At 73.4% G+C, this 19,929-nt stretch carries 16 protein-coding genes; 13 read left to right on the forward strand and 3 right to left on the reverse strand.

Annotated features, from left to right (window positions below):
- The first annotated feature begins 248 nt into the window (after positions 1-248).
- The 13 genes from ABEA77_RS05130 to ABEA77_RS05190 all read left to right on the forward strand — a co-directional run bounded on the left by ABEA77_RS05130 (position 249) and on the right by ABEA77_RS05190 (position 14,976).
- The gene (locus tag ABEA77_RS05130) at positions 249-1,778 is read left to right on the forward strand and encodes a sugar ABC transporter ATP-binding protein (protein ID WP_345641778.1); all 1,530 of its coding nucleotides are present in this window, start codon (positions 249-251) and stop codon (positions 1,776-1,778) included.
- A complete protein-coding gene (locus ABEA77_RS05135; protein WP_345641781.1) occupies positions 1,775-2,845 on the forward strand; it encodes an ABC transporter permease in 1,071 nt (356 codons plus the stop codon). The genes ABEA77_RS05130 and ABEA77_RS05135 overlap by 4 nt, the downstream gene beginning before the upstream one ends.
- 64 nt (positions 2,846-2,909) lie before the next feature.
- The gene (locus ABEA77_RS05140) at positions 2,910-3,944 is read left to right on the forward strand and encodes a substrate-binding domain-containing protein (protein WP_345641784.1); all 1,035 of its coding nucleotides are present in this window, start codon (positions 2,910-2,912) and stop codon (positions 3,942-3,944) included.
- A 76-nt stretch (positions 3,945-4,020) separates the two neighbouring features.
- A complete protein-coding gene (locus ABEA77_RS05145) occupies positions 4,021-5,280 on the forward strand; it encodes a Gfo/Idh/MocA family protein (RefSeq protein ID WP_345641786.1) in 1,260 nt (419 codons plus the stop codon).
- A gap of 12 nt (positions 5,281-5,292) precedes the next feature.
- Positions 5,293-6,297: a sugar phosphate isomerase/epimerase family protein gene (locus ABEA77_RS05150; protein WP_345641789.1), complete on the forward strand. Its 1,005-nt coding sequence runs from the start codon at positions 5,293-5,295 to the stop codon at positions 6,295-6,297.
- 557 nt (positions 6,298-6,854) lie between these two features.
- Positions 6,855-7,988 carry an inositol-3-phosphate synthase gene (locus tag ABEA77_RS05155; protein ID WP_345641791.1) on the forward strand — a complete coding sequence of 378 codons (1,134 nt, stop codon included), beginning with the start codon at positions 6,855-6,857 and terminating at the stop codon, positions 7,986-7,988.
- Entirely contained in the window at positions 7,985-9,052 is a 1,068-nt protein-coding gene (locus ABEA77_RS05160) for an SCO3242 family prenyltransferase (protein WP_345641794.1), read from the forward strand. Before ABEA77_RS05155 ends, ABEA77_RS05160 begins: the two co-directional genes overlap by 4 nt.
- A complete protein-coding gene (locus tag ABEA77_RS05165; protein ID WP_345641797.1) occupies positions 9,049-9,909 on the forward strand; it encodes a sugar phosphate isomerase/epimerase family protein in 861 nt (286 codons plus the stop codon). Before ABEA77_RS05160 ends, ABEA77_RS05165 begins: the two co-directional genes overlap by 4 nt.
- Positions 9,906-10,487 (forward strand): EboA domain-containing protein, encoded by a 582-nt coding sequence (locus ABEA77_RS05170; protein ID WP_345641800.1) that lies wholly within the window; start codon positions 9,906-9,908, stop codon positions 10,485-10,487. Before ABEA77_RS05165 ends, ABEA77_RS05170 begins: the two co-directional genes overlap by 4 nt.
- Positions 10,487-11,335: a TatD family hydrolase gene (locus ABEA77_RS05175; RefSeq protein ID WP_345641802.1), complete on the forward strand. Its 849-nt coding sequence runs from the start codon at positions 10,487-10,489 to the stop codon at positions 11,333-11,335. Before ABEA77_RS05170 ends, ABEA77_RS05175 begins: the two co-directional genes overlap by 1 nt.
- Positions 11,336-11,339: 4 nt before the next feature.
- A complete protein-coding gene (eboE, locus tag ABEA77_RS05180; RefSeq protein WP_345641804.1) occupies positions 11,340-12,509 on the forward strand; it encodes a metabolite traffic protein EboE in 1,170 nt (389 codons plus the stop codon).
- Positions 12,506-13,933 (forward strand): alkaline phosphatase family protein, encoded by a 1,428-nt coding sequence (locus ABEA77_RS05185; protein WP_345641807.1) that lies wholly within the window; start codon positions 12,506-12,508, stop codon positions 13,931-13,933. The genes eboE and ABEA77_RS05185 overlap by 4 nt, the downstream gene beginning before the upstream one ends.
- Positions 13,930-14,976 (forward strand): sugar phosphate isomerase/epimerase family protein, encoded by a 1,047-nt coding sequence (locus ABEA77_RS05190; protein ID WP_345641810.1) that lies wholly within the window; start codon positions 13,930-13,932, stop codon positions 14,974-14,976. Before ABEA77_RS05185 ends, ABEA77_RS05190 begins: the two co-directional genes overlap by 4 nt.
- Before the next feature lie 82 nt (positions 14,977-15,058).
- On the opposite strand, the gene ABEA77_RS05195 is transcribed toward ABEA77_RS05190, so the two are convergent.
- The 3 genes from ABEA77_RS05195 to frc form a co-directional block, all read right to left on the reverse strand.
- Positions 15,059-16,450, reverse strand: coding sequence for an OFA family MFS transporter (locus tag ABEA77_RS05195; RefSeq protein WP_345641813.1), 1,392 nt, complete (start codon positions 16,448-16,450; stop codon positions 15,059-15,061).
- Positions 16,451-16,529: 79 nt separating this feature from the next.
- Positions 16,530-18,674: an acetate--CoA ligase family protein gene (locus ABEA77_RS05200; RefSeq protein WP_345641815.1), complete on the reverse strand. Its 2,145-nt coding sequence runs from the start codon at positions 18,672-18,674 to the stop codon at positions 16,530-16,532.
- Positions 18,674-19,927 carry a formyl-CoA transferase gene (frc, locus tag ABEA77_RS05205; RefSeq protein ID WP_345641818.1) on the reverse strand — a complete coding sequence of 418 codons (1,254 nt, stop codon included), beginning with the start codon at positions 19,925-19,927 and terminating at the stop codon, positions 18,674-18,676. Before frc ends, ABEA77_RS05200 begins: the two co-directional genes overlap by 1 nt.
- Between the last annotated feature and the right edge of the window lie 2 nt (positions 19,928-19,929).

Below are 19,929 nucleotides of genomic sequence, written 5' to 3' on the forward strand. Positions count from 1 at the left end.
CGCACCGCCGCACCGCCGCACCGCCGCACCGCCGCACCGCCGCACCGCCGCACCGCCGCACCGCGTCCCGTACGACCCGGTACCACCGCTTCGCGCGAGCCGCACCCGCGCCGTACGGGTCAGACCGCACGTCGCACCGCACGCGCGTGCACCCCACACGCACGCCGCGCACCGCCCGTACCGACACCGCAGGCCGCGCCGCGGCCGTCCCGCGGCCCCGGCCGCCGCACACGCCGAGGGGATACGCCATGGCACCAGCGCCACCCGACCCAGCACTGCTCACCATGTCCGGCATCACCAAGTCCTTCCCCGGCGTCCGCGCCCTCGACGGTGTGGAACTGTCCGTCAGGGCCGGCGAGGTCCACTGCCTGCTCGGGCAGAACGGCGCGGGGAAGTCGACCCTGATCAAGGTGCTCGCCGGCGTACACCAGCCCGACAGCGGTGTGATCACCTGGCGCGGCGAGCAGGTCTCCCTGAAGTCGCCGACCGCCGCCATGCGCCTCGGCATCGCGACCATCTACCAGGAACTCGACCTGGTGGAAGGCCTGTCGGTGGCCGAGAACACCTTCCTCGGCCACGAGCCCACCGCCGCGGGCTTCGTCGTCAGAGGGCGGGAGGCCCGCCGCAGGGCCGCCGCCCTGCTCGCCCGCCTCGGCCACCCGGAGATCCCGCCCGGCCGGCTCGTCGGCGACCTGTCGGCCGCCCAGCGACAGATCGTCTCGATGGCCCGCGCGCTCTCCCACGACGTCCGGCTGATCGTGATGGACGAGCCGTCCGCCGCACTCGACCCCGACGAGGTCGACAACCTCTTCAGGATCGTGGCGACCCTCGTCGCCGACGGCGTCGCCGTCGTCTACATCTCGCACCGGCTCGGGGAGATCCGCCGCATCGGGGACCGGGTCACCGTGCTCAAGGACGGCAGGACCGTCGCGGTGGACCTGCCCGCCAAGCGGACCCCGGCCGCCGAGGTCGTGACCCTGATGACCGGGCGCGCCGTGGAACACGCCTTCCCCGAGCGCCCGGCCCCCGCGGCCGAGCGGGGCGAACCGCTGCTGCGGGTCGAAGGACTCAGCAGGCGGGGCGAGTTCGCGCCGCTCGACCTGACCGTGCACCCCGGCGAGATCGTCGGGCTCGCGGGCCTCGTCGGCTCCGGCAGGTCGGAGATCCTGGAGACGGTCTACGGCGCGCGCAAACCCACCACAGGCCGGGTCGTCGTCGCGGGCAGGCCGCTGCGTCCCGGCAGTGTGCGTTCCGCCGTGCGCGCCGGGCTCGGCCTCGCACCCGAGGAGCGCAAGGCCCAGGGCCTGCTGACGCTGGACACCGTCACCCGCAACGTGTCGGTGTCCACCCTCTCCCGCTTCTCCCGCGGCGGCTGGCTCGACCGAGGCGCGGAGCGCACCGCGGCCCGCGCCGCCACCAGGGAGCTGTCCCTGCGCCCCGACAACCCCGACGCTCCCGTGCGCACCCTCTCGGGCGGCAATCAGCAGAAGGCCGTGCTCGCGCGCTGGCTGCTGCGCGGCTGCCGGGTCCTGCTGCTCGACGAGCCGACCCGCGGGGTCGACGTCGGCGCGCGCGCCGAGCTCTACGCCGTGATCAGGCGGCTGGCCGGCGAAGGGCTCGCCGTGCTGCTCGTCTCCAGCGAGGTGCCCGAGGTGCTCGGCCTCGCCGACCGGGTGCTGGTGCTCCGCGAGGGCCGGGTCGTGCACCGCGCCCCCGCCGCCGAACTCGACGAACACCGCGTGCTCGACCTTGTGATGGAAGGGAGCCCGACACCATGACACAGCCTGCCTCCGAGGCACAGCAGGGTGGGCCCGCCCCCGCCGCGAAGGCGCCGCCCGCGGGCGGCGCGGACGCCGCCGGGGGGCCGCCGGGCCGGGGCGCGGGCGGCCGGAGACCCGCGGGGCTGCGCTTCGACGCCCGCAACCTGTCGCTGCTCGGTGTGCTCGCCGCGCTCGTCCTGGTCGGCGGGGTCACAAGACCGGACGAGTTCCTCGCGCTCAGCAACCTGCAACTGGTACTGACCCAGGCGTCGGTGATCGGCGTGGTCACGGTCGGCGCGACTTTCGTCATCACCAGCGGCGGCATCGACCTGTCGGTCGGCGCGATCGTCGCCCTCGCCTCCGTGTGGGCCACCACCCTGGCCACCCAGAGCTACGGCTTCCTCGGCATCGCCTTCACCGCCGTGGTGGTGGGCCTCGGCTGCGGCCTCGTCAACGGCGTGCTCATCGCGTACGGCCGGATGGTGCCGTTCATCGCCACGCTGGCGATGCTCGCCTCGGCCCGGGGCCTCGCGCTCCAGCTCACCGACGGCAAGACGCAGGTCGTGAGCGTGAGTTCGGTCCTCCGCCTCGGCTCGCGCGACAGCTACATCCTCGGCGTGCCGCCGCTCGTGCTGGTCTTCGCAGGGGTCACGGTCGCCGGCTGGCTCGTCCTGAACCGCACCACCTTCGGGCGCCGCACCGTCGCCGTCGGCGGCAACCCGGAGGCCGCGCGGCTCGCCGGCATCGACGTGCGCAGGCAGCGGCTCTACCTCTACCTGCTGTCCGGCCTGTGCTGCGGCATCGCCGCCTTCCTGCTGGTCGTCCTCTCCGGCTCGGGCCAGAACACCAACGGCAACCTGTACGAACTCGACTCGATAGCCGCCGCCATCATCGGCGGCACCCTGCTCAGCGGCGGCCGCGGGACCATCGTCGGCTCCGTGCTCGGCGTGCTGGTGTTCACCACCATCACCAACATCTTCGCCCTGAACAACCTCCAGACCGACGTGCAGCAGATCGCCAAGGGCGTGATCATCGTCGCCGCCGTGCTCGTGCAGCGCAGGAGCGCGCGCCCCGGCGAGGTCTGACCCCGCTCCCGTACCCCTGTGCCCCCGTACTTCCTGTGCCCCTATGCGAAAGGCCACTTCCCTCATGCCTGTAACGAGCCGCAGAGGACTGCTGTTCGGCACCGCAGCGATCGGCGCGGGTGCCCTCCTGACCGCGTGCACCAGCAACGAGCCCGAGGCCGAGGCCTCCACCACCCCGCGGGACGCCGCGGACGACAAGCCCGGCAAGCGCGTCACCATCGGCTTCGCCGGGCCGCAGGCCGACCACGGCTGGCTCAACGCCATCAACGTGCAGGCCAAGCAGCGCGCCGAGTCCTACTCCGACGTGACGTTCGTGCCGACCGAGGGCTCCAACGACACCGCGGTGCAGATCGGCCAGATCGACACGCTGATCAACAAGAAGGTCGACGTGCTCGTGGTCCTGCCGGGCGACGGCAAGGCGCTCACCCAGGCGGGCCTGAAGGCGATGCGGGCCGGCATCCCGGTGATCAACCTCGACCGCGTCTTCGCCACCCCGCAGGCGTACCGCTGCTGGATCGGCGGCGACAACTACGGCATGGGCCTCAACGCGGGCCGCTACATCGGCGAGAAGCTCAAGGACAAGCCCGACGCCAAGGTCGTCGAACTGGCGGGGATCGACAACCTGGAGCTGACCAGGCAGCGCACCCAGGGCTTCGACGACGCGCTCAAGACCTACCCCAACATCCGGAAGGTGGCCCGCCAGGCCGCCGACTTCACCGTCGAGTCCGGCCAGGCGAAGATGGCCCAACTCCTCCAGGCGCAGAAGCAGTTCGATGCCATCTGGAACCACGACGACGACCAGGGCGTGGGCGCTCTGCGCGCCGTCGACCAGGCCGGGCGCGACGGCTTCCTGATGGTCGGCGGCGCCGGCGCCAAGTCCGCCATGGACCACATCAAGGCCGACGACAGCGTGCTCAAGGCGACCGTGCTCTACCCGCCGAGCATGGCGGCGTCCGCCATCGACCTGGCCCGCGCCCTCGGCCAGTCGAAGGGCATCAGCGGGATCTCCGAGGCGGAGATCCCCACCCAGATCGCGGTGTTCTCCGCCGTCGTCGACAGGTCCAACATCGACACGTACCTGCCGACCGGGTTCAACTGACCGGCTCGGGCGGGTGCGGTACACCCGCCCGCACGGCCGGAACCACCGCCCACGACACAGACGAGGAGTGTCCCGTATGACCCCCACGGAAGCATCGGAGGACGAGGCCGGTGCGCCGCCGACACTGGGTGTCGGCATGGTCGGATACGCCTTCATGGGCGCCGCGCACTCCCAGGGGTGGCGCACCGTGGGCCATGTGTTCGACCTGCCGCTGCGGCCCCGGCTCGCCGCGGTCTGCGGCCGGGACCCGGCCGCCGTGCGGGACGCGGCCGCCCGACTCGGCTGGGCGGCGGCCGAGACCGACTGGCGGGTGCTGATCGCCCGGGACGACATCGATCTTGTCGACGTGTGCACACCGGGCGACAGCCACGCCGAGATCGCGATCGCCGCGCTGGAGGCGGGCAAGCACGTCCTGTGCGAGAAGCCGCTCGCCAACTCGGTGGCGGAGGCGGAGCAGATGGTGCGGGCCGCGGAAGCGGCGCGGGCCAGGGGCCAGTTGGCGATGGTCGGCTTCAACTACCGCAGGGTGCCCGCCGTCGCCCACGCCAGGACGCTGATCGAGCAGGGCAGGCTCGGCACCCTGCGGCACGTGCGGGTCACCTACCTCCAGGACTGGCTGGCCGACCCGGACTTCCCGCTGACGTGGCGGCTGCGCCGCGAGTACGCCGGCTCCGGCGCGCTCGGCGACCTTGGCGCGCACATCGTCGACCTGGTGCAGTACCTGGCCGGGGAGCCGATCGCGGGTGTGTCCGCGCTCTCGGAGACCTTCGTCAAGGAGCGTCCCGTGCCCACCGGCCCTTCACAGGGCCTTTCGGGCAGTGGCGGAGGCGCCCTCGGGCCGGTCACGGTGGACGACGCGGCCCTGTTCACCGGGCGTCTGGCGTCCGGCGCGCTGGCCTCCTTCGAGGCCACCCGGTTCGCGGCGGGCCGCAAGAACGCGCTGAAGCTGGAGCTCAACGGCTCGGAGGGCTCGCTCGCCTTCGACCTGGAGCGGCTCAACGAACTGTCCTTCCACGACCACACCGAACGGGCGGTCTCCGCGGGCTTCCGCCGGATCCTGGTGACGGAGCCGGAGCACCCGTACCTCGCGGCGTGGTGGCCGCCGGGGCACGCGCTCGGCTACGAGCACACCTTCGTGCACCAGGCGCGCGACCTGGTGGAGGCCGTCGCGCGCGGCGAGCAGCCCGCGCCGTCGTTCGCGGACGGCCTCCAGGTGCAGCGGGTGCTCGCCGCCGTCGAGCAGAGCGCGGCGGACGACGCCCGCTACACCCCCGTCCCCGCGCCGCGGCCCGGGGCCACCACGCCCCTCGCCGCGGGTGCGGCCGGCCGACCCTGAGGAGCATCCGCCATGCCACGCCCGTTCACCCTGTTCACCGGACAGTGGGCCGACCTGCCGCTGGAGGAGGTGTGCCGCCTCGCCCGGGACTTCGGCTACGACGGCCTCGAACTCGCCTGCTGGGGCGACCACTTCGAGGTCGACAAGGCCCTGAGCGAACCCGGCTATCTCGCCGGGAGGCGCCAGTTGCTCGACACGTACGGCCTGAAGTGCTGGGCGGTCTCCAACCACCTGGTGGGCCAGGCCGTCTGCGACGCCATCATCGATGAGCGCCACCAGGACATCCTGCCGGCCAGGATCTGGGGCGACGGCGACCCCGAGGGCGTCAGGCGGCGCGCCGCGGCCGAGATCGAGGACACCGCGCGGGCCGCGGCCGCCTTCGGCGTCGGCACCGTCATCGGCTTCACCGGATCGCCGATCTGGCACCTGGTGGCGATGTTCCCGCCCGTGCCGCCCGGCATGATCGAGCGCGGCTACGACGGGTTCGCCGAGCGCTGGAACCCGATCCTCGACGTCTTCGACGCCGAGGGCGTCCGTTTCGCCCACGAGGTGCACCCGGGCGAGATCGCGTACGACTACTGGACCACCCACAGGGCGCTCGAAGCGGTCGGCCACCGCACCGCGTTCGGGCTGAACTTCGACCCGAGCCACTTCGTGTGGCAGGACCTCGACCCGGTCGGCTTCCTCTACGACTTCCGCGACCGGATCTACCACGTCGACTGCAAGGAGGCCCGCAAGCGCCTCGACGGCCGCAACGGCCGCCTCGGCTCCCACCTGCCCTGGGGCGACCCGCGGCGCGGCTGGGACTTCGTCTCCGCGGGCCACGGCGACGTGCCCTGGGAGGACGTCTTCAGAATGCTGCGCTCCATCGGCTACGAGGGGCCCGTCTCCGTCGAGTGGGAGGACGCCGGCATGGACCGCCTCGCGGGCGCCCCCGAGGCGCTGCGCGACCTGAAGAGGTTCGACTTCGACCCGCCGAGCGCGTCGTTCGACGCGGCCTTCGGCGGCGGCCGCTAGCCCCGCCACGGGGAGGTGCCGGCCGGCCCGGTGGCGCGCACCGCCACCGGGCGGGCCGCCCTGGCCGCGCAGGCTTTGTCCTGACGCAGCGAAAAGAAGAAGCGCATCCGTGCGCAAGGTCTTTCCGCCAAGGACGAACCCCGCTACCGTCCACAGAGGGCGCACAGGCCCGAACGAGCGGGGCGCGACGGCCCGCGCCACCACCGCCGTCGCCCCGCCGCGATAACCGGGCGAGCCCGGCAGAGGTACGAACAGCCCGCGTGACGGAGGACTTTCGTGCACGGACGACGCTCGGGACCGGCCACTCCACCGGCCACTCCAAGGACTTCCTGAACCCCGCGCGGGAGCCGGGGCCGGGACACCGCGGGACCCGGGCCCCGCGGCCCCACCGAGCCGGCGGCGGGTGGTACCCCCCGACCGCCGCCCCGCACCAGCGCGGCACCCGCCGCGGGGCGCCGTGCACACCGTCCCGCGGCACCAGGACGCGGACCGGGCCGCGCGGACACCACAGCACAGCACAGCACACCGGCACGCACATCGGCGGCAGGAGGCAGTCCGTGACGACGACAAGCAGTGAAACGGCCACAGCGCGCACCGGGGTCTGGCTCGTCGGGGCCCGCGGCTCCGTCGCGACCACCGCCGTCGCGGGGTGCGCGGCGGTCACCGCGGGCCTGCACCCCGCGACCGGCATGGCCACGGAGACACCGCACTTCGCCGCCGCCGGGCTGCCACCGCTGTCCTCCCTCGTCTTCGGCGGGCACGACACCGCGAGCTGCCCGCTGCCCAAGCGCGCCGAGGCCCTCGCCGCCGCGGGTGTGCTGCCGCACGGCCTCGCCGGTGCCGTCGCGGCCGAACTGGCCGCCGCGGACGCGGAGATCAGACCGGGAGGGCCAGCGCCCGGCGACACCAGGAGCGACGAGGAGCTCGTCAGCGCGTTCGCCGGCGACATCGCGGACTTCGCCCGCCGCACGGGAGTGGAACGCACCGTCGTCGTCAACGTCTCCTCCACGGAGCCACTGCCCGCGCCGGGCGATCCGCGCCTGCCCGCGAGCGCGCTCTACGCGTCCGCCGCACTGCGCGCGGGCTGCGGATACGTCAACTTCACCCCGTCGACGGGTCTGCGCACGCCCGCGCTCGCCGAAGCGGCCACCGCGAGCGGCCTGCCCCACGCGGGCAGGGACGGCAAGACGGGCCAGACCCTGCTGCGCTCGGTGCTCGCCCCGATGTTCGCCCAGCGCGCGCTCCCCGTACGGGCCTGGTCGGGCACCAACCTGCTGGGCGGGGGAGACGGCGCCGCGCTCGCCGACCCGGCCGCGGCGGCGGCCAAGAACGCGGGCAAGGAGCGCGTGCTCGCCGACGTGCTCGGCACCGTGCCCGAGGGCGAGGTCCACATCGACGACGTGCCCGCGCTCGGTGACTGGAAGACCGCGTGGGACCACGTCGCGTTCGACGGGTTCCTCGGCGCGCGGATGGTCCTCCAGACCATCTGGCAGGGGTGCGACTCGGCGCTCGCCGCGCCCCTCGTGCTCGACCTCGCGCGCCTCGTCGCCCGCGCGCACCAGGCCGGGCTCTGCGGGCCGCTGCCGGAACTCGGCTTCTACTTCAAGGACCCGGACGGGCCCTCCGCCGCCCTCGCCGAGCAGTACGCGGACCTGCTGGCCTTCGCCGCCCGGCTCGGGGCGAGCGCGTGAGCCCGCTGCGCCGCGCCCGCGACTGGGCCGAGCTGCTGCGCGTCTCGGCGCTTTTCACCGTGCCGGGGGACGCGCTCGCCGGAGCCTCGGCGGTCGGCGCGCGGCCGGGGCGCGCCACCGCGCTCGCCGTCGGCTCCTCGCTGTGCCTGTACGAGGCGGGCATGGCGCTCAACGACTGGGCCGACCGTGCCGAGGACGCGGTGGAGCGGGTGCGGCGCCCGATCCCCTCGGGCCGGATCTCCCCGCGCGCGGCGCTCACGGCGGCCGCCGCGCTCACCGCGGCGGGGCTCGCCCTCGCGGCCCGCGCGGGCCGCCGCCCGCTCGCCGTGTCCTCGGCCGTGGCCGCGACGGTGTGGGCGTACGACCTGGGGCTGAAACACACCGCCGCGGGGCCGCTCGCGATGGGCGCGGCCCGCTCGCTCGACCTGCTGCTCGGCGCGGTGGCGGCCCCCGGCGCGAGCATCCGCGCCGCCCTGCCGGCGGCCCTCGTACTCGGCGCCCACACCACCGCCGTCACCGCCGTCTCCCGCTCCGAGACCGAGGGCGGCGCCCTCGCCGCGCCCCTGGCGGCCCTGGCGACCGCGGCCACCCTCACCGCCGCCCTCCTGCCCCGCACGGTGGCGGGAGGCGCCGGGCCCGCGAGGCCCACGCCCGGCGCCCGGTCCCGGGGCGCCGCCGCGGGCGCCGCCACCGGAGCCGGGCGGGCCGCAGCCCCAAGGACCGACGCCGTACGCACCGGAGCCGTCCCGCCCGGCGCCCCCCTGGCGGCCGGGGTCCCCCCGGCCGGAGCCGTACGCACCGCAGCCGCCCCGCCCCTCCCCGCTTCCCTCGCCGCCGGGGTCCTCGCCGTCGGCTATCTGCGGACCGCAGGACTCCCGATGTGGCATGTCCTGCTCAATCCCTCGCCACCGCTCACCCAGCGCGCGGTCGGCGGCGGCATCCGCGCCATGATCCCGCTCCAGGCCGCGCTCGCGGCCCGCGCGGGAGCCCCGCGGGCCGGGCTCGCCGTCGCCGCGCTCGCCCCCGCCGCGCGGCTGCTCGCCAGGAAGGTGAGCCCCACATGAGCCTCCGCCTCGGCTACGGCACCAACGGCCTCACCGACCTCAGGCTCGACGACGCCCTCGCCCTCCTCGCGGACCTCGGCTACGAGGGCGTGGGCCTGACCCTCGACCACATGCACCTCGACCCCCTCGCCCCCGGGCTCGCCCGGCGCACCGCCGCCGTCGCCGCCCGCCTCGCCGCACTCGGGCTCACCGCCACCGTGGAGACCGGCGCGCGCTACGTCCTCGACCCGCGCCGCAAACACGGCCCCACCCTCCTCGACCCCGACCCCGCGGCCCGCGCGGCCCGCGCCGGCCTGCTGCTCACCGCCGTACGCGTCGCCGCCGACCTCGGCGCGCACGCCGTGCACTGCTTCAGCGGCGTGCCCCGACCCGGCTGCGCCCCCGAGACCGCCTGGGGCCGGCTCGAAGCGGGCTTCACGCCGCTGCTCGACGCCGCCGGGCGCGCGGGCGTCCCGCTCGCGGTGGAGCCCGAGCCGGGCCACCTCGTGGGCGACCTCGCCGCCTTCCACCGGCTGCGGCGCCGCCTCGGCGACCCCGGGCCCCTCGGCCTGACCCTGGACATCGGCCACTGCCAGTGCCTCGAACCCGAGCCGCCCGCGGCCTGCGTGCGGGCCGCCGCGCCCTGGCTGCGCCACGTGCAGATCGAGGACATGCAACGCGGCATCCACGAGCACCTGCCGTTCGGCGACGGCGAGATCGACTTCCCGCCCGTGCTCGACGCCCTCGACGCCGTCGGCTACCGAGGCCTCACCGTCGTGGAACTGCCGCGCCACTCGCACGCGGGACCCGAACTCGCCCGCCGATCCGTCGAGTTCCTGCGAGCTGCCCGTACCGCGCCGAAGGGGGCACCCGCATGACCCCCACCCGGGACGGCCTCGCGCCCCGCCTCACCGCGGCGGGCCTCGCCTGGCTCGACGCCGCGCTCGCCGAGGCCGCCGCACCCGACGACGGCGCCTGGGAGCTGCGGTTCGCCGCCGCCGGACGCCACGTCGGCCAGGACGCCGCCGACGACGCCCGCTTCCTCCTTCTGGAGTGCGCGGGCGCGGGACCCGCCGTCCTGACCCGCCTCTACCGGCAGGGCACCGGCGCCGAACGGCGCGCCGTGCTGCTCGCCCTGCCCGCCCTGGTCCCGGGCCCCGAGGCCGTCCCGCTAATCGAGGACGCCCTGCGCGCCAACGACACCCGGCTCGTCGCCGCCGCCGTCGGACCGTACGCCGCCACCCACCTCGACCCGCACGCCTGGCGGCACGCCGTCCTCAAGTGCCTCTTCACCAAAGTGCCCGTCGACCGGGTCGCCGGCCTCGCGAAGCGCGCCGAGGGCGACGGCGAACTCGCCCGCATGCTCGGCGACTTCGCCGCAGAACGCAGCGCGGCAGGCCGCCCCGTGCCCGCCGGCCTGCACCGCGTACTCGCCCTCACGGGACTGGAGTCCTGATGCGCATCTTCGACCCCCACATCCACATGACCTCCCGCACCACGGACGACTACCTGGCCATGTACGACAGCGGGGTGCGCGCCCTCGTCGAGCCCTCCTTCTGGCTCGGCCAGCCCCGCACCTCGCCCGCCAGCTTCTACGACTACTTCGACGCGCTCCTCGGCTGGGAGCCCTTCCGCGCGGCGCAGTACGGCATCGCCCACCACTGCACCCTCGCCCTCAACCCCAAGGAGGCCGGCGACCCCCGCTGCGCTCCCGTGCTCGACGCGCTGCCCCGCTACCTCGTCAAGGACGGAGTCGTGGCCGTCGGCGAGATCGGCTACGACTCGATGACACCGGCCGAGGACCACGCGCTCGCCGCGCAGCTCCAACTCGCCGCCGACCACGGCCTGCCCGCCCTCGTCCACACCCCGCACCGCGACAAGCTCGCCGGACTGCGCCGCACCGTCGACGCCGTACGCGAGTCCGCGCTGCCGCCCGAGCGCGTACTCCTCGACCACCTGAACGAGACCACCGTCAAGGAGGCCAGGGACAGCGGCTGCTGGCTCGGCTTCTCCATCTACCCCGACACCAAGATGGACGAGGACCGCATGGTCGCCGTCCTGCGCGCGTACGGCACCGAGAAGGTCCTCGTCAACTCCGCGGCCGACTGGGGCAGGAGCGACCCGCTCAAGACCCGCAAGGTCGCCGACGCCATGCTCGCCGCCGGGTTCACCAGCGCCGACGTGGAGCAGGTGCTCTGGGCCAACCCCGTCGCGTTCTACGGCCAGAGCGGACGCCTCCAACTCGACGTGCCCGCCCCACGGAGCGCCCACGAGGGCAACTCCATCCTGCGCGGCGGGGAGTGAGGCCATGCGCTTCCGCCACCCCGACGGCTCGACCGTCCACCTCTCCTACTGCACCAACGTCCACCCCGCCGAGACCCTCGACGGCGTGCTCGCCCAACTGCGCGACCACTGCGAACCCGTCCGCAGACGGCTCGGCCGCGACCGCCTCGGCATCGGCCTGTGGCTCGCGCGACCCGCCGCCCGCTCCCTGGTCGACGACCCCGCCCGGCTGCGGGGGCTGCGCGGCGAACTGGACAGGCGCGGCCTCGAAGTCGTCACCCTCAACGGCTTCCCCTACGACGGGTTCGGCTCCGACGAGGTCAAGTACCGCGTGTACAGACCCGACTGGGCCGACCCGGAGCGCCTCGCCCACACCACCGACCTCGCCCGGCTGCTGGCCGCCCTGCTGCCCGACGACGTCACCGAGGGCACGGTCTCCACCCTGCCGCTCGCCTGGCGCACCGCCTACGGCGCCGACGCGGCCCGCACCGCGCACACCGCCCTGACCACGCTCGCCCGCCGGCTCGACGCCCTGGAGGAACTCACCGGCAAGTCCATCAGGATCGCCCTGGAACCCGAACCCGGCTGCACCGTCGAGACCACCGCGGACGCCATCGCCCCCCTCTCCGCGATCGCCTCGGACCGCATCGGTGTGTGTGTCGACACCTGCCACCTCGCGACCTCCTTCGAGGACCCGCTCCCCGCGCTCGCCGCGCTCGCCGCCGCCGGCATCCGCGTGCCCAAGGCCCAGCTCTCCGCCGCACTGCACGCCGAACACCCCCACCTGCCCGACGTGCGGGCGGCGCTCGGCGCGTTCGCCGAACCCCGCTTCCTGCACCAGACCCGCACCCGCACCCCCGCGGGCCTCCACGGCACCGACGACCTCGACGAGGCCCTGGCCGGCGGCGCGCTGCCGGACGGCGCGCCCTGGCGCGCCCACTTCCACGTGCCCCTGCACGCGCCGCCCGCGCCCCCGCTCACCTCCACCCTCGACGTCCTGCGCACCGCCCTGACCGCCCTCGTCGGCGCCGCGCGGCCCCGCACCCGCCACCTGGAGGTCGAGACCTACACCTGGCAGGCGCTCCCCGCCGCGCTGCGGCCCCGCACCCGCGGCCGGCTCGCCGACGGCATCGCGGCCGAACTCGTCCTCGCCCGCGACCTGCTGACCGACCTCGGCCTCAAGGAGCTGCCGTGACCACGTCCCCGCACGACGGTCCCGTACCCCTCCTCGTCCTCGACGTCGTCGGTCTCACCCCCCGCCTCCTCACCCACATGCCGAGGCTGCGGCAGCTCGCGGACGACGGCTCGCAGGCCGCGCTGGAGACCGTGCTCCCCGCCGTCACCTGCAGCGCCCAGTCCACATTCCTCACCGGCACACTCCCCGCACAGCACGGCATCGTGGGCAACGGGTGGTACTTCCGCGAACTCGGCGACATCCTGCTGTGGCGCCAGCACAACGGACTCGTCGCGGGCGACCGGCTGTGGGACGCCGCGCGGCGCGCGCACCCCGGTTACACCGTCGCCAACATCTGCTGGTGGTACGCGATGGGCGCCGACACCGACTGGACCGTCACCCCGCGCCCCGTCTACTACGCCGACGGCCGCAAGGAACCCGACTGCTACACCCGGCCGCCCGGCCTGCACGACGAACTCACCGCCGAACTCGGCACGTTCCCCCTCTTCCACTTCTGGGGACCGGGAGCCGACCTGGTCTCCTCGCAGTGGATCATCGACGCGACCCGGCACATCCTGCGCACCCGCGCCCCCGACCTCGCGCTCGCCTACGTGCCGCACCTCGACTACGACCTCCAGCGCCACGGCCCCGACGACCCGCGCTCCCTGCGCGCCGCCGCCGACCTCGACGCCGCACTCGCACCGCTCCTCGACGAGGCGAGGGAGCAGGGCCGCACCGTCGTCGTGCTCTCCGAGTACGGCATCACCAGCGTGTCGCGGCCCGTCGACATCAACCGCGCCCTGCGCAGGGCCGGACTGCTCGACGTGCACACCCAGGACGGCATGGAGTACCTCGACCCGATGGCCTCGCGCGCCTTCGCCGTCGCCGACCACCAGGTCGCCCACGTCTACGTCCGCAGGCCCGGCCGCCCGGGCGAGCTGACGGCCGTGCGGGAGGCGCTCGCCGGACTCGGCGGCATCGCCGAACTCCTCGACGACGCGGGCAAGAAGCGCCACGGCCTCGACCACCCGCGCGCAGGCGAACTGGTCGCGGTCGCGGAACCCGACGCCTGGTTCACCTACTACTACTGGCTCGACGACGCCCGCGCCCCCGACTTCGCGCGGCTCGTGGAGATCCACCGCAAGCCGGGCTACGACCCGGCCGAACTGTTCATGGACCCCCACGACCCCTACGTACGGCTCAGGGCCGCAGCCGCGATCGCCCGCAAGAAGACCGGCATGCGCTACCGGCTCGCCGTCGTCCCCCTCGACGCGGCCCCGGTCCGCGGCAGCCACGGCCGCCTCCCGGCGAGCGACGAGGAGGGCCCCGTCCTGCTGTGCTCCACGCCCGGTGCCGTCGGCGGCCGTGTGGCGGCGACCGGCGTGAAGTCCCTGCTGCTCGGCCTCGCAGACCCCCAAGGAACCCCGAAGGAGACCCGTCCATGAAGCGCAGGAAGACCGTCGACGCCGCACTCGCCCACCGGCTCAGCAGGCGCGGCATGCTCGGCGTCACGGCGGGCGCGGGCGCCACCGCCCTGCTCGGCCTCGGCGCGGGCACCGCGGGCGCGGCGCCCCGCGCCCCGGCGGCGGGCAGGCCGGCGCCGACCAGGCCCGTGCTGCCGCCCGGCCGCCTCGGCATCCAGCTGTACTCGCTGCGCGACAAGATCCAGGAGATCGGCTTCGCCTCCGTCTTCAAGGAGCTGTCGGAGTTCGGCTACGACGAGATCGAGTACGCCGGCTACACCCAGGGCATCGGGCCGATCTCCGTGAAGCAGATCGCCCGACTCGCCAAGAGCTACGGCCTGGGCGGCATCGGCAGCCACGTCAACTACCACAGCGACGACCCGGCCGCCTACACCTTCGCCACCAGCCTCGGCACGGTCCTCGACGACGCCGAGACCCTCGGCCTCGAACACATCGGCACCGCCTCGAGCCCCGGCCGCTACGGCAACACCGTCGACGCCTGGAAGCGCGCCGCCGCCGAGTTCAACACGTACGGCGAGGCCGCGAGAGCCCGCGGCATGAAGTTCTACCAGCACAACCACGGTGACGAGTTCGCCTTCGCCGCCGACGACCCGGACGTGCGCCTCTACGACGTCCTGCTCGCCGAGACCGACCCGCGCTACGTCTTCCTCGAAATGGACATCTACTGGGCGTACACCGCCCAGTTCCGCTTCAGCGTCACCCCCGAGGGCAGGCCGCGCCCCTTCGAGCCCATCGACTACGTGGTCCAGCAGCCCCACCGCTACCCGCTGTTCCACGTCAAGGACGGCGTCCACGACCCGCAGGCCGCGGACGGCTACGACATGGTCGACGTCGGCGACGGCGACATCGACTACAAGACCTTCATCCAGAAGGTCAACGCCACCCACAAGGGCCGCACCACCCACCACTGGCAGGTCGAGCACGACCAGCCCGTGGACTCCCTCAAGTTCGCCCGCAGGTCCGCGGACCACCTGCACGCGCTGACGGAGCGGCGCCGGGGCTGACCCCCGGCCGCCGGGACCGGCGGGAGCACGCACCGCGGCGGACGGCGACCCCGTGCGCCGCCCGCCGCCGGTCGGGGTGCGGTCAGGTGGCCCCGCCCACCGGGCTCGGCGCGGGCACAGAGCCGCGCCGCCCGGCCCCCGGATGCCGCAGCAGCAGTGCGAGCGCCGCTGCGACCAGCGAGATCACGCCGGCCGTGACATACGCGCCGTTGTAACCCCAGGCGTCGATCACCATCGAACCGAGCCCCGAGCCGAACAGGCCGCTGATCACCTTGCCGCTGTACGCGATGCCGTAGTTCGTCGCGTTGTTGTTCTCACCGAAGTAGTCCGGCACAAGCGTGGCGAACATCGGGTAGAACGCGCCGCCGCCGAACCCGGAGAAGAACGCGAACACCAGGAACAGCCACTCGCTGTGGATGTCGCCCGCCCACAACACGCCGAACTGCGAGAGGCCGAGCACCAGGATCACGATGATCAGGGCCGTCTTGCGGCCCACCACGTCGGACATCCAGCCGACGACCGCGCGCCCGACGCCGTTGACGACGGACAGGACACCCGCGGAGTTGGCCGCGACCAGCGGCCCGAAGCCGACCTCCTTCGCGAACGGCACCTGGAAGGACACCCCGAAGATGGACACGCCCGCGGTGATCACGAGCAGCACCCAGATCAGCGGCAGCTGGCCCGTCCGCAGGGCCTCCATGGGGGTGTACTGCTTCACGGCAGGCGGGTTCTTCGCCAGGGCCCTCGCGGTCCTCGCGTCGCCCTGCCGCCGCGCGAGCGGGTCCACGTGCGCAGGCCACCAGTTCTTCGGCGGGTCCTTGAAGAACCAGGCCACCGCGAGCAGCACCACCATCACGTACACACCGACCAGGTCGAGCACCGTCCGGTAGTTGCTGGTGTCGAACGCGAAGTTGAACACGAAGATGAACGGCACGGCGCCGTACGCGAAGCCGCCGTTGACGAAGCCGGTCGTACTGCCGCGCCGCTCGGGAAACCACTTGCCCGTCATGTTGATGCAGGTCGAGTAGACCAGACCGGAACCCACCCCGCCGAACACACCGAAGCCGATGACGGCGAGGAACACGTTGTGGAAGTGGGATATCGCCAGGAACCCCAGCAGGGCGAGGACCGAGCCGAGCAGCACGGCGCCCCTGGCCTTCAGATACCCTTTCTCCCGCAGCCAGCCGGTCGGGAACGACACGCCTGCCTGGAAGAACGTCCACACACTGAGGATCCAGAAGGTGTTGCTCTGGGTCCAGTGGTGGGCCTGCGAGAGCACGTCCTCGGCCGAACCGTAGGCGTACTCGAACACACTGATCGCGAACATCGCCGCCCACGGCAGCCACATCATCAGCCTGCGCGAGTGGCCGAGGATCTCCCGGTCGCTCTCGCCCACGCGGTAGACGCGGCCCCTGCCGTCCGTGACCTCGCGGTAGCCGGCCGACGCCGCCTCCCGCCCCACGTCGCTGCTCATCTCTGTGATCGTCTCCTTCGGCTTCCAAAGAACCTGGCCAGCGCCCCCTGTCCGGACTCTTGGTGCTTCAGGAGTTCGGTTACGTGGTGAGCAGCCCCGCCGCGCGGGCCCACCGGTACTTGGCGCCCAGCGCCTCCACCGGCTTCTCCGTGGTGTACGGGTACGCCACCACGCCGTGCTCGTAGAGGTAGGCGCACGCCTCCTCCACCTCGGTGTCGCCCGCGAGCGACGCGACGACGGGCTTCTCGATGCCCCGCTCCCTGAACTCCGCGACGACCCGCGCCGTCAGCTCGGCGAAGACCATCGGGGGAGTGACGATCGTGTGCCAGTAGCCGAGCACCAGCGCGTGGATGCGGGGGTCCTCAAGACCGAGCCGGATCGTCTTCTCGTACGTCGAGGGCGGCTCGCCGCCCGTGATGTCCACCGGGTTGCCCGCGGCGCCGAACGGCGGGATGAACTTCCTGAAGGCCGCGTCGAGATCCTCCGGGATCTCCATCAGCTGCAGGCCGTTGTCCACGATCGCGTCGGACAGCAGCACCCCCGACCCGCCGGCCCCGGTGATGATGACGACGTTGTCGCCCTTCGGCGCGGGCAGCACGGGCAGCGCCCGCGCGTACTCCAGCATCTCGCCGAGGCCCGGCGCCCTGATGACGCCCGCCTGCCGCAGCACGTCGTCGTAGACGGCGTCGTCGCCCGCGAGCGCGCCCGTGTGGCTGCCGGCCGCCTTCGCGCCCGCCGCCGTGCGGCCCGCCTTCAGCACCACCACGGGCTTCTTCGGCACGGTGGCCCTGGCCGCCTCGACGAAAGCCCGGCCGTCCTTGAGGTCCTCAAGGTGCATCGCGATGCACTCGGTATGCGGGTCCTCGCCGAACCAGGTGAGCAGGTCGTCCTCGTCCAGGTCCGACTTGTTGCCGAGGCCGACGATCGCCGACACACCGGTCTTCGTGGTCCGCGCGAAGCCGAGGATCGCCATGCCGATGCCGCCGGACTGCGAGGTGAGCGCGACCCCGCCCTTCACGTCGTACGGTGTGCAGAACGTGGCGCACAGGTCCTGCCAGGTCGAGTAGTAGCCGTAGATGTTGGGCCCGAGCAGCCGGACGCCGTACTCCTCTGCGATGGCCACGATCCGTGCCTGGAGCTCGTGTTCGCCCGTCTCGGCGAAGCCGGAGGGGATCAGCACCGCGTTGGGTATGCCCTTGCGGCCCACCTCTTCGAGCGCGCCGGGCACGGACTTCGCCGGGATCGCGAACACCGCCACGTCCGGCTCGCCCGGCACGTCGGTGACGCTCCTGTACGCCTTGCGGCCGAGGATGTCGTCGGCCTTCGGGTTCACCGGGTGGATGTCGCCGCGGAAGCCGCCGTCGACCAGGTTGCGCATGACCGAGTTCCCGATCTTGCCCTGCTCGTTGGAGGCGCCGATCACCGCGATCGCATCCGGCTCCATCAGCCTGCGCATCGAGGTGAGGATCTCCTCGCGGCCGAACCGCCGCCTGGCGGGCGGCTGCTGTGTGCTGAGGATGACCCGCACGTCGGCGGCCATCACGCCGGAGTCCGTCGCGAACACCGGGTTGAGGTCGACCTCAGCGATCTCCGGGAAGTCCGCCGCGAGCCGCGACACCCGCACGATCAGGCCGGCGAGCGCCGCCCGGTCCACGGCCGCGCCGCCGCGCACCCCGCGCAGCACCTCGGCCGCGCGGATGCCGTCCAGCATCGACAGGGCGTCCTCCTCGCTCGCAGGCGCGAGCCGGAAGGTCACGTCCCTGAGCACCTCGACCAGCACACCGCCGAGCCCGAAGGCGACGATCTTGCCGAAGGTCGGGTCGGTGACCGTGCCCACCAGCACCTCGGTGCCCTCCGGCACCATCTGCTGGACCTGCACCCCGAGGATCCGCGCGTCCGGCGCGTACGCCTTCGCGTTGGACACGATCGAGGTGAAGGCGCCGCGTACCTCGGCCGCCGACGACAGGCCGACCCGCACACCGCCCGCGTCGGTCTTGTGCAGGATGTCGGGCGAGACGATCTTCAGCGCCACCGGGAAGCCGATCCGGTCCGCGAGGCGGACCGCGTCGTCGGAGCACTCCGCGAGCGCCTCCGCGGGGGTGGGGATGCCGTACGCGTCGGCGACCGCCTTTCCCTCGGGCGCGGTCAGCGCGGTGCGGCCCTCGGCCAGCGCCGCGTCCAGCACGGCCCGTACGGCCGGCCTGGCAGTCCCGTTTCGAGACACTAGATGACTCCGTTCGTCTTCAGGATGCTCAGCTCCTCGTCGTCGAGGCCGAGTTCGCCGTACACCTCGGTGTTGTGCTCGCCGAGGAGGGGGGACGTCGTCACGGTGACGGGGGAGTCCGACAGCTTGAGCGGGCTGCCGACCGTGGTGAAGCTGCCGCGCGTGGGGTGCTCGACCTCCACGACCATCCCGTTGGCGGCGAGCGAGGCGTCCTCGATGATCTCCTTGGTGGAGAGGATCGGGCCGCAGGGGATGTTGTGGGCGTTGAGCTTCTCCAGCACCTCCCACTTGGGCAGGCCTGAGGTCCACTCCTCGATCAGCTGGAACATCTTCCCCAGCTTCGGCAGCCGCACCTCGGGCGTCGCCCAGTCGGGGTCGTTGGCCAGCTCGGGCCTGCCGATCAGTTCGGTCATCGGGGCCCAGCCCACCGGCTGGACGATCACGTACACGTAGTCGTTGGGTCCGCCGGGCGCGCACCGCACCGCCCAGCCGGGCTGGCCGCCGCCGCTCGCGTTGCCGCTGCGCGGGACCTCGTCGCCGAAGTCCCTGTTGGGGTACTCGCGCAGCGGGCCGTGCGCGAGGCGCTGCTGGTCGCGCAGCTTGACCCGGCACAGGTTGAGCACGGCGTGCTGCATCGCGACGTTCACCCGCTGGCCGCGCCCGGTGGACTCCCGCTGGTACAGCGCGGCGAGGATGCCGGCCACCGCGTGCACCCCGGTGCCCGAGTCGCCGATCTGCGCGCCGGTCGCGGTCGGCGGGCCGTCCTCGAATCCGGTGGTGGCCATCGAGCCGCCCATCGCCTGCGCGACCACCTCGTACGCCTTGAAGTCGGTGTACGGGCCCTCGCCGAAGCCCTTGATGGAGGCGTAGACGATCCGCGGGTTGATCGCGTGGATCCGCTCCCAGGTGAAGCCCATCCGGTCCACTGCGCCGGGGCCGAAGTTCTCCACCATCACGTCGGAGCGGCGGATCAGCTCGGTCAGGATCTCCTTGCCGCGCTCCGTCTTGGTGTTGAGGGTGATGGACCGCTTGTTGCAGTTGAGCATGGTGAAGTACAGCGAGTCCGCGTCCGGGAGGTCCCGCAGCTGCTTGCGGGTGATGTCACCGCTCGGCGCCTCCAGCTTGACCACGTCCGCCCCGAGCCACGCGAGCAGCTGGGTGGCGGAGGGGCCCGACTGCACGTGCGTCATGTCGAGGACGCGCACGCCGGCCAGCGCCCGGGTGCCCGCGGCGGCTTCCACTGCCTGGGTCATGA

It is taken from the genome of Streptomyces tremellae (assembly GCF_039540215.1).
GTDB classification, from domain to species: Bacteria; Actinomycetota; Actinomycetes; order Streptomycetales; family Streptomycetaceae; genus Streptomyces; species Streptomyces tremellae.

Excerpts from the sequence above, each read along its gene's own strand:
- ABEA77_RS05165 (WP_345641797.1), top strand. The coding sequence starts at position 9,049 with ATGAGCCTCCGCCTCGGCTACGGCACCAACGGCCTCACCGACCTCAGG.
- ABEA77_RS05195 (WP_345641813.1), bottom strand. The coding sequence starts at position 16,450 with ATGAGCAGCGACGTGGGGCGGGAGGCGGCGTCGGCCGGCTACCGCGAG.
- ABEA77_RS05190 (WP_345641810.1), top strand. The coding sequence starts at position 13,930 with ATGAAGCGCAGGAAGACCGTCGACGCCGCACTCGCCCACCGGCTCAGC.
- ABEA77_RS05130 (WP_345641778.1), top strand. The coding sequence starts at position 249 with ATGGCACCAGCGCCACCCGACCCAGCACTGCTCACCATGTCCGGCATC.
- ABEA77_RS05150 (WP_345641789.1), top strand. The coding sequence starts at position 5,293 with ATGCCACGCCCGTTCACCCTGTTCACCGGACAGTGGGCCGACCTGCCG.
- ABEA77_RS05145 (WP_345641786.1), top strand. The coding sequence starts at position 4,021 with ATGACCCCCACGGAAGCATCGGAGGACGAGGCCGGTGCGCCGCCGACA.
- ABEA77_RS05140 (WP_345641784.1), top strand. The coding sequence starts at position 2,910 with ATGCCTGTAACGAGCCGCAGAGGACTGCTGTTCGGCACCGCAGCGATC.
- frc (WP_345641818.1), bottom strand. The coding sequence starts at position 19,927 with ATGACCCAGGCAGTGGAAGCCGCCGCGGGCACCCGGGCGCTGGCCGGC.
- eboE (WP_345641804.1), top strand. The coding sequence starts at position 11,340 with ATGCGCTTCCGCCACCCCGACGGCTCGACCGTCCACCTCTCCTACTGC.
- ABEA77_RS05175 (WP_345641802.1), top strand. The coding sequence starts at position 10,487 with ATGCGCATCTTCGACCCCCACATCCACATGACCTCCCGCACCACGGAC.
- ABEA77_RS05170 (WP_345641800.1), top strand. The coding sequence starts at position 9,906 with ATGACCCCCACCCGGGACGGCCTCGCGCCCCGCCTCACCGCGGCGGGC.
- ABEA77_RS05135 (WP_345641781.1), top strand. The coding sequence starts at position 1,775 with ATGACACAGCCTGCCTCCGAGGCACAGCAGGGTGGGCCCGCCCCCGCC.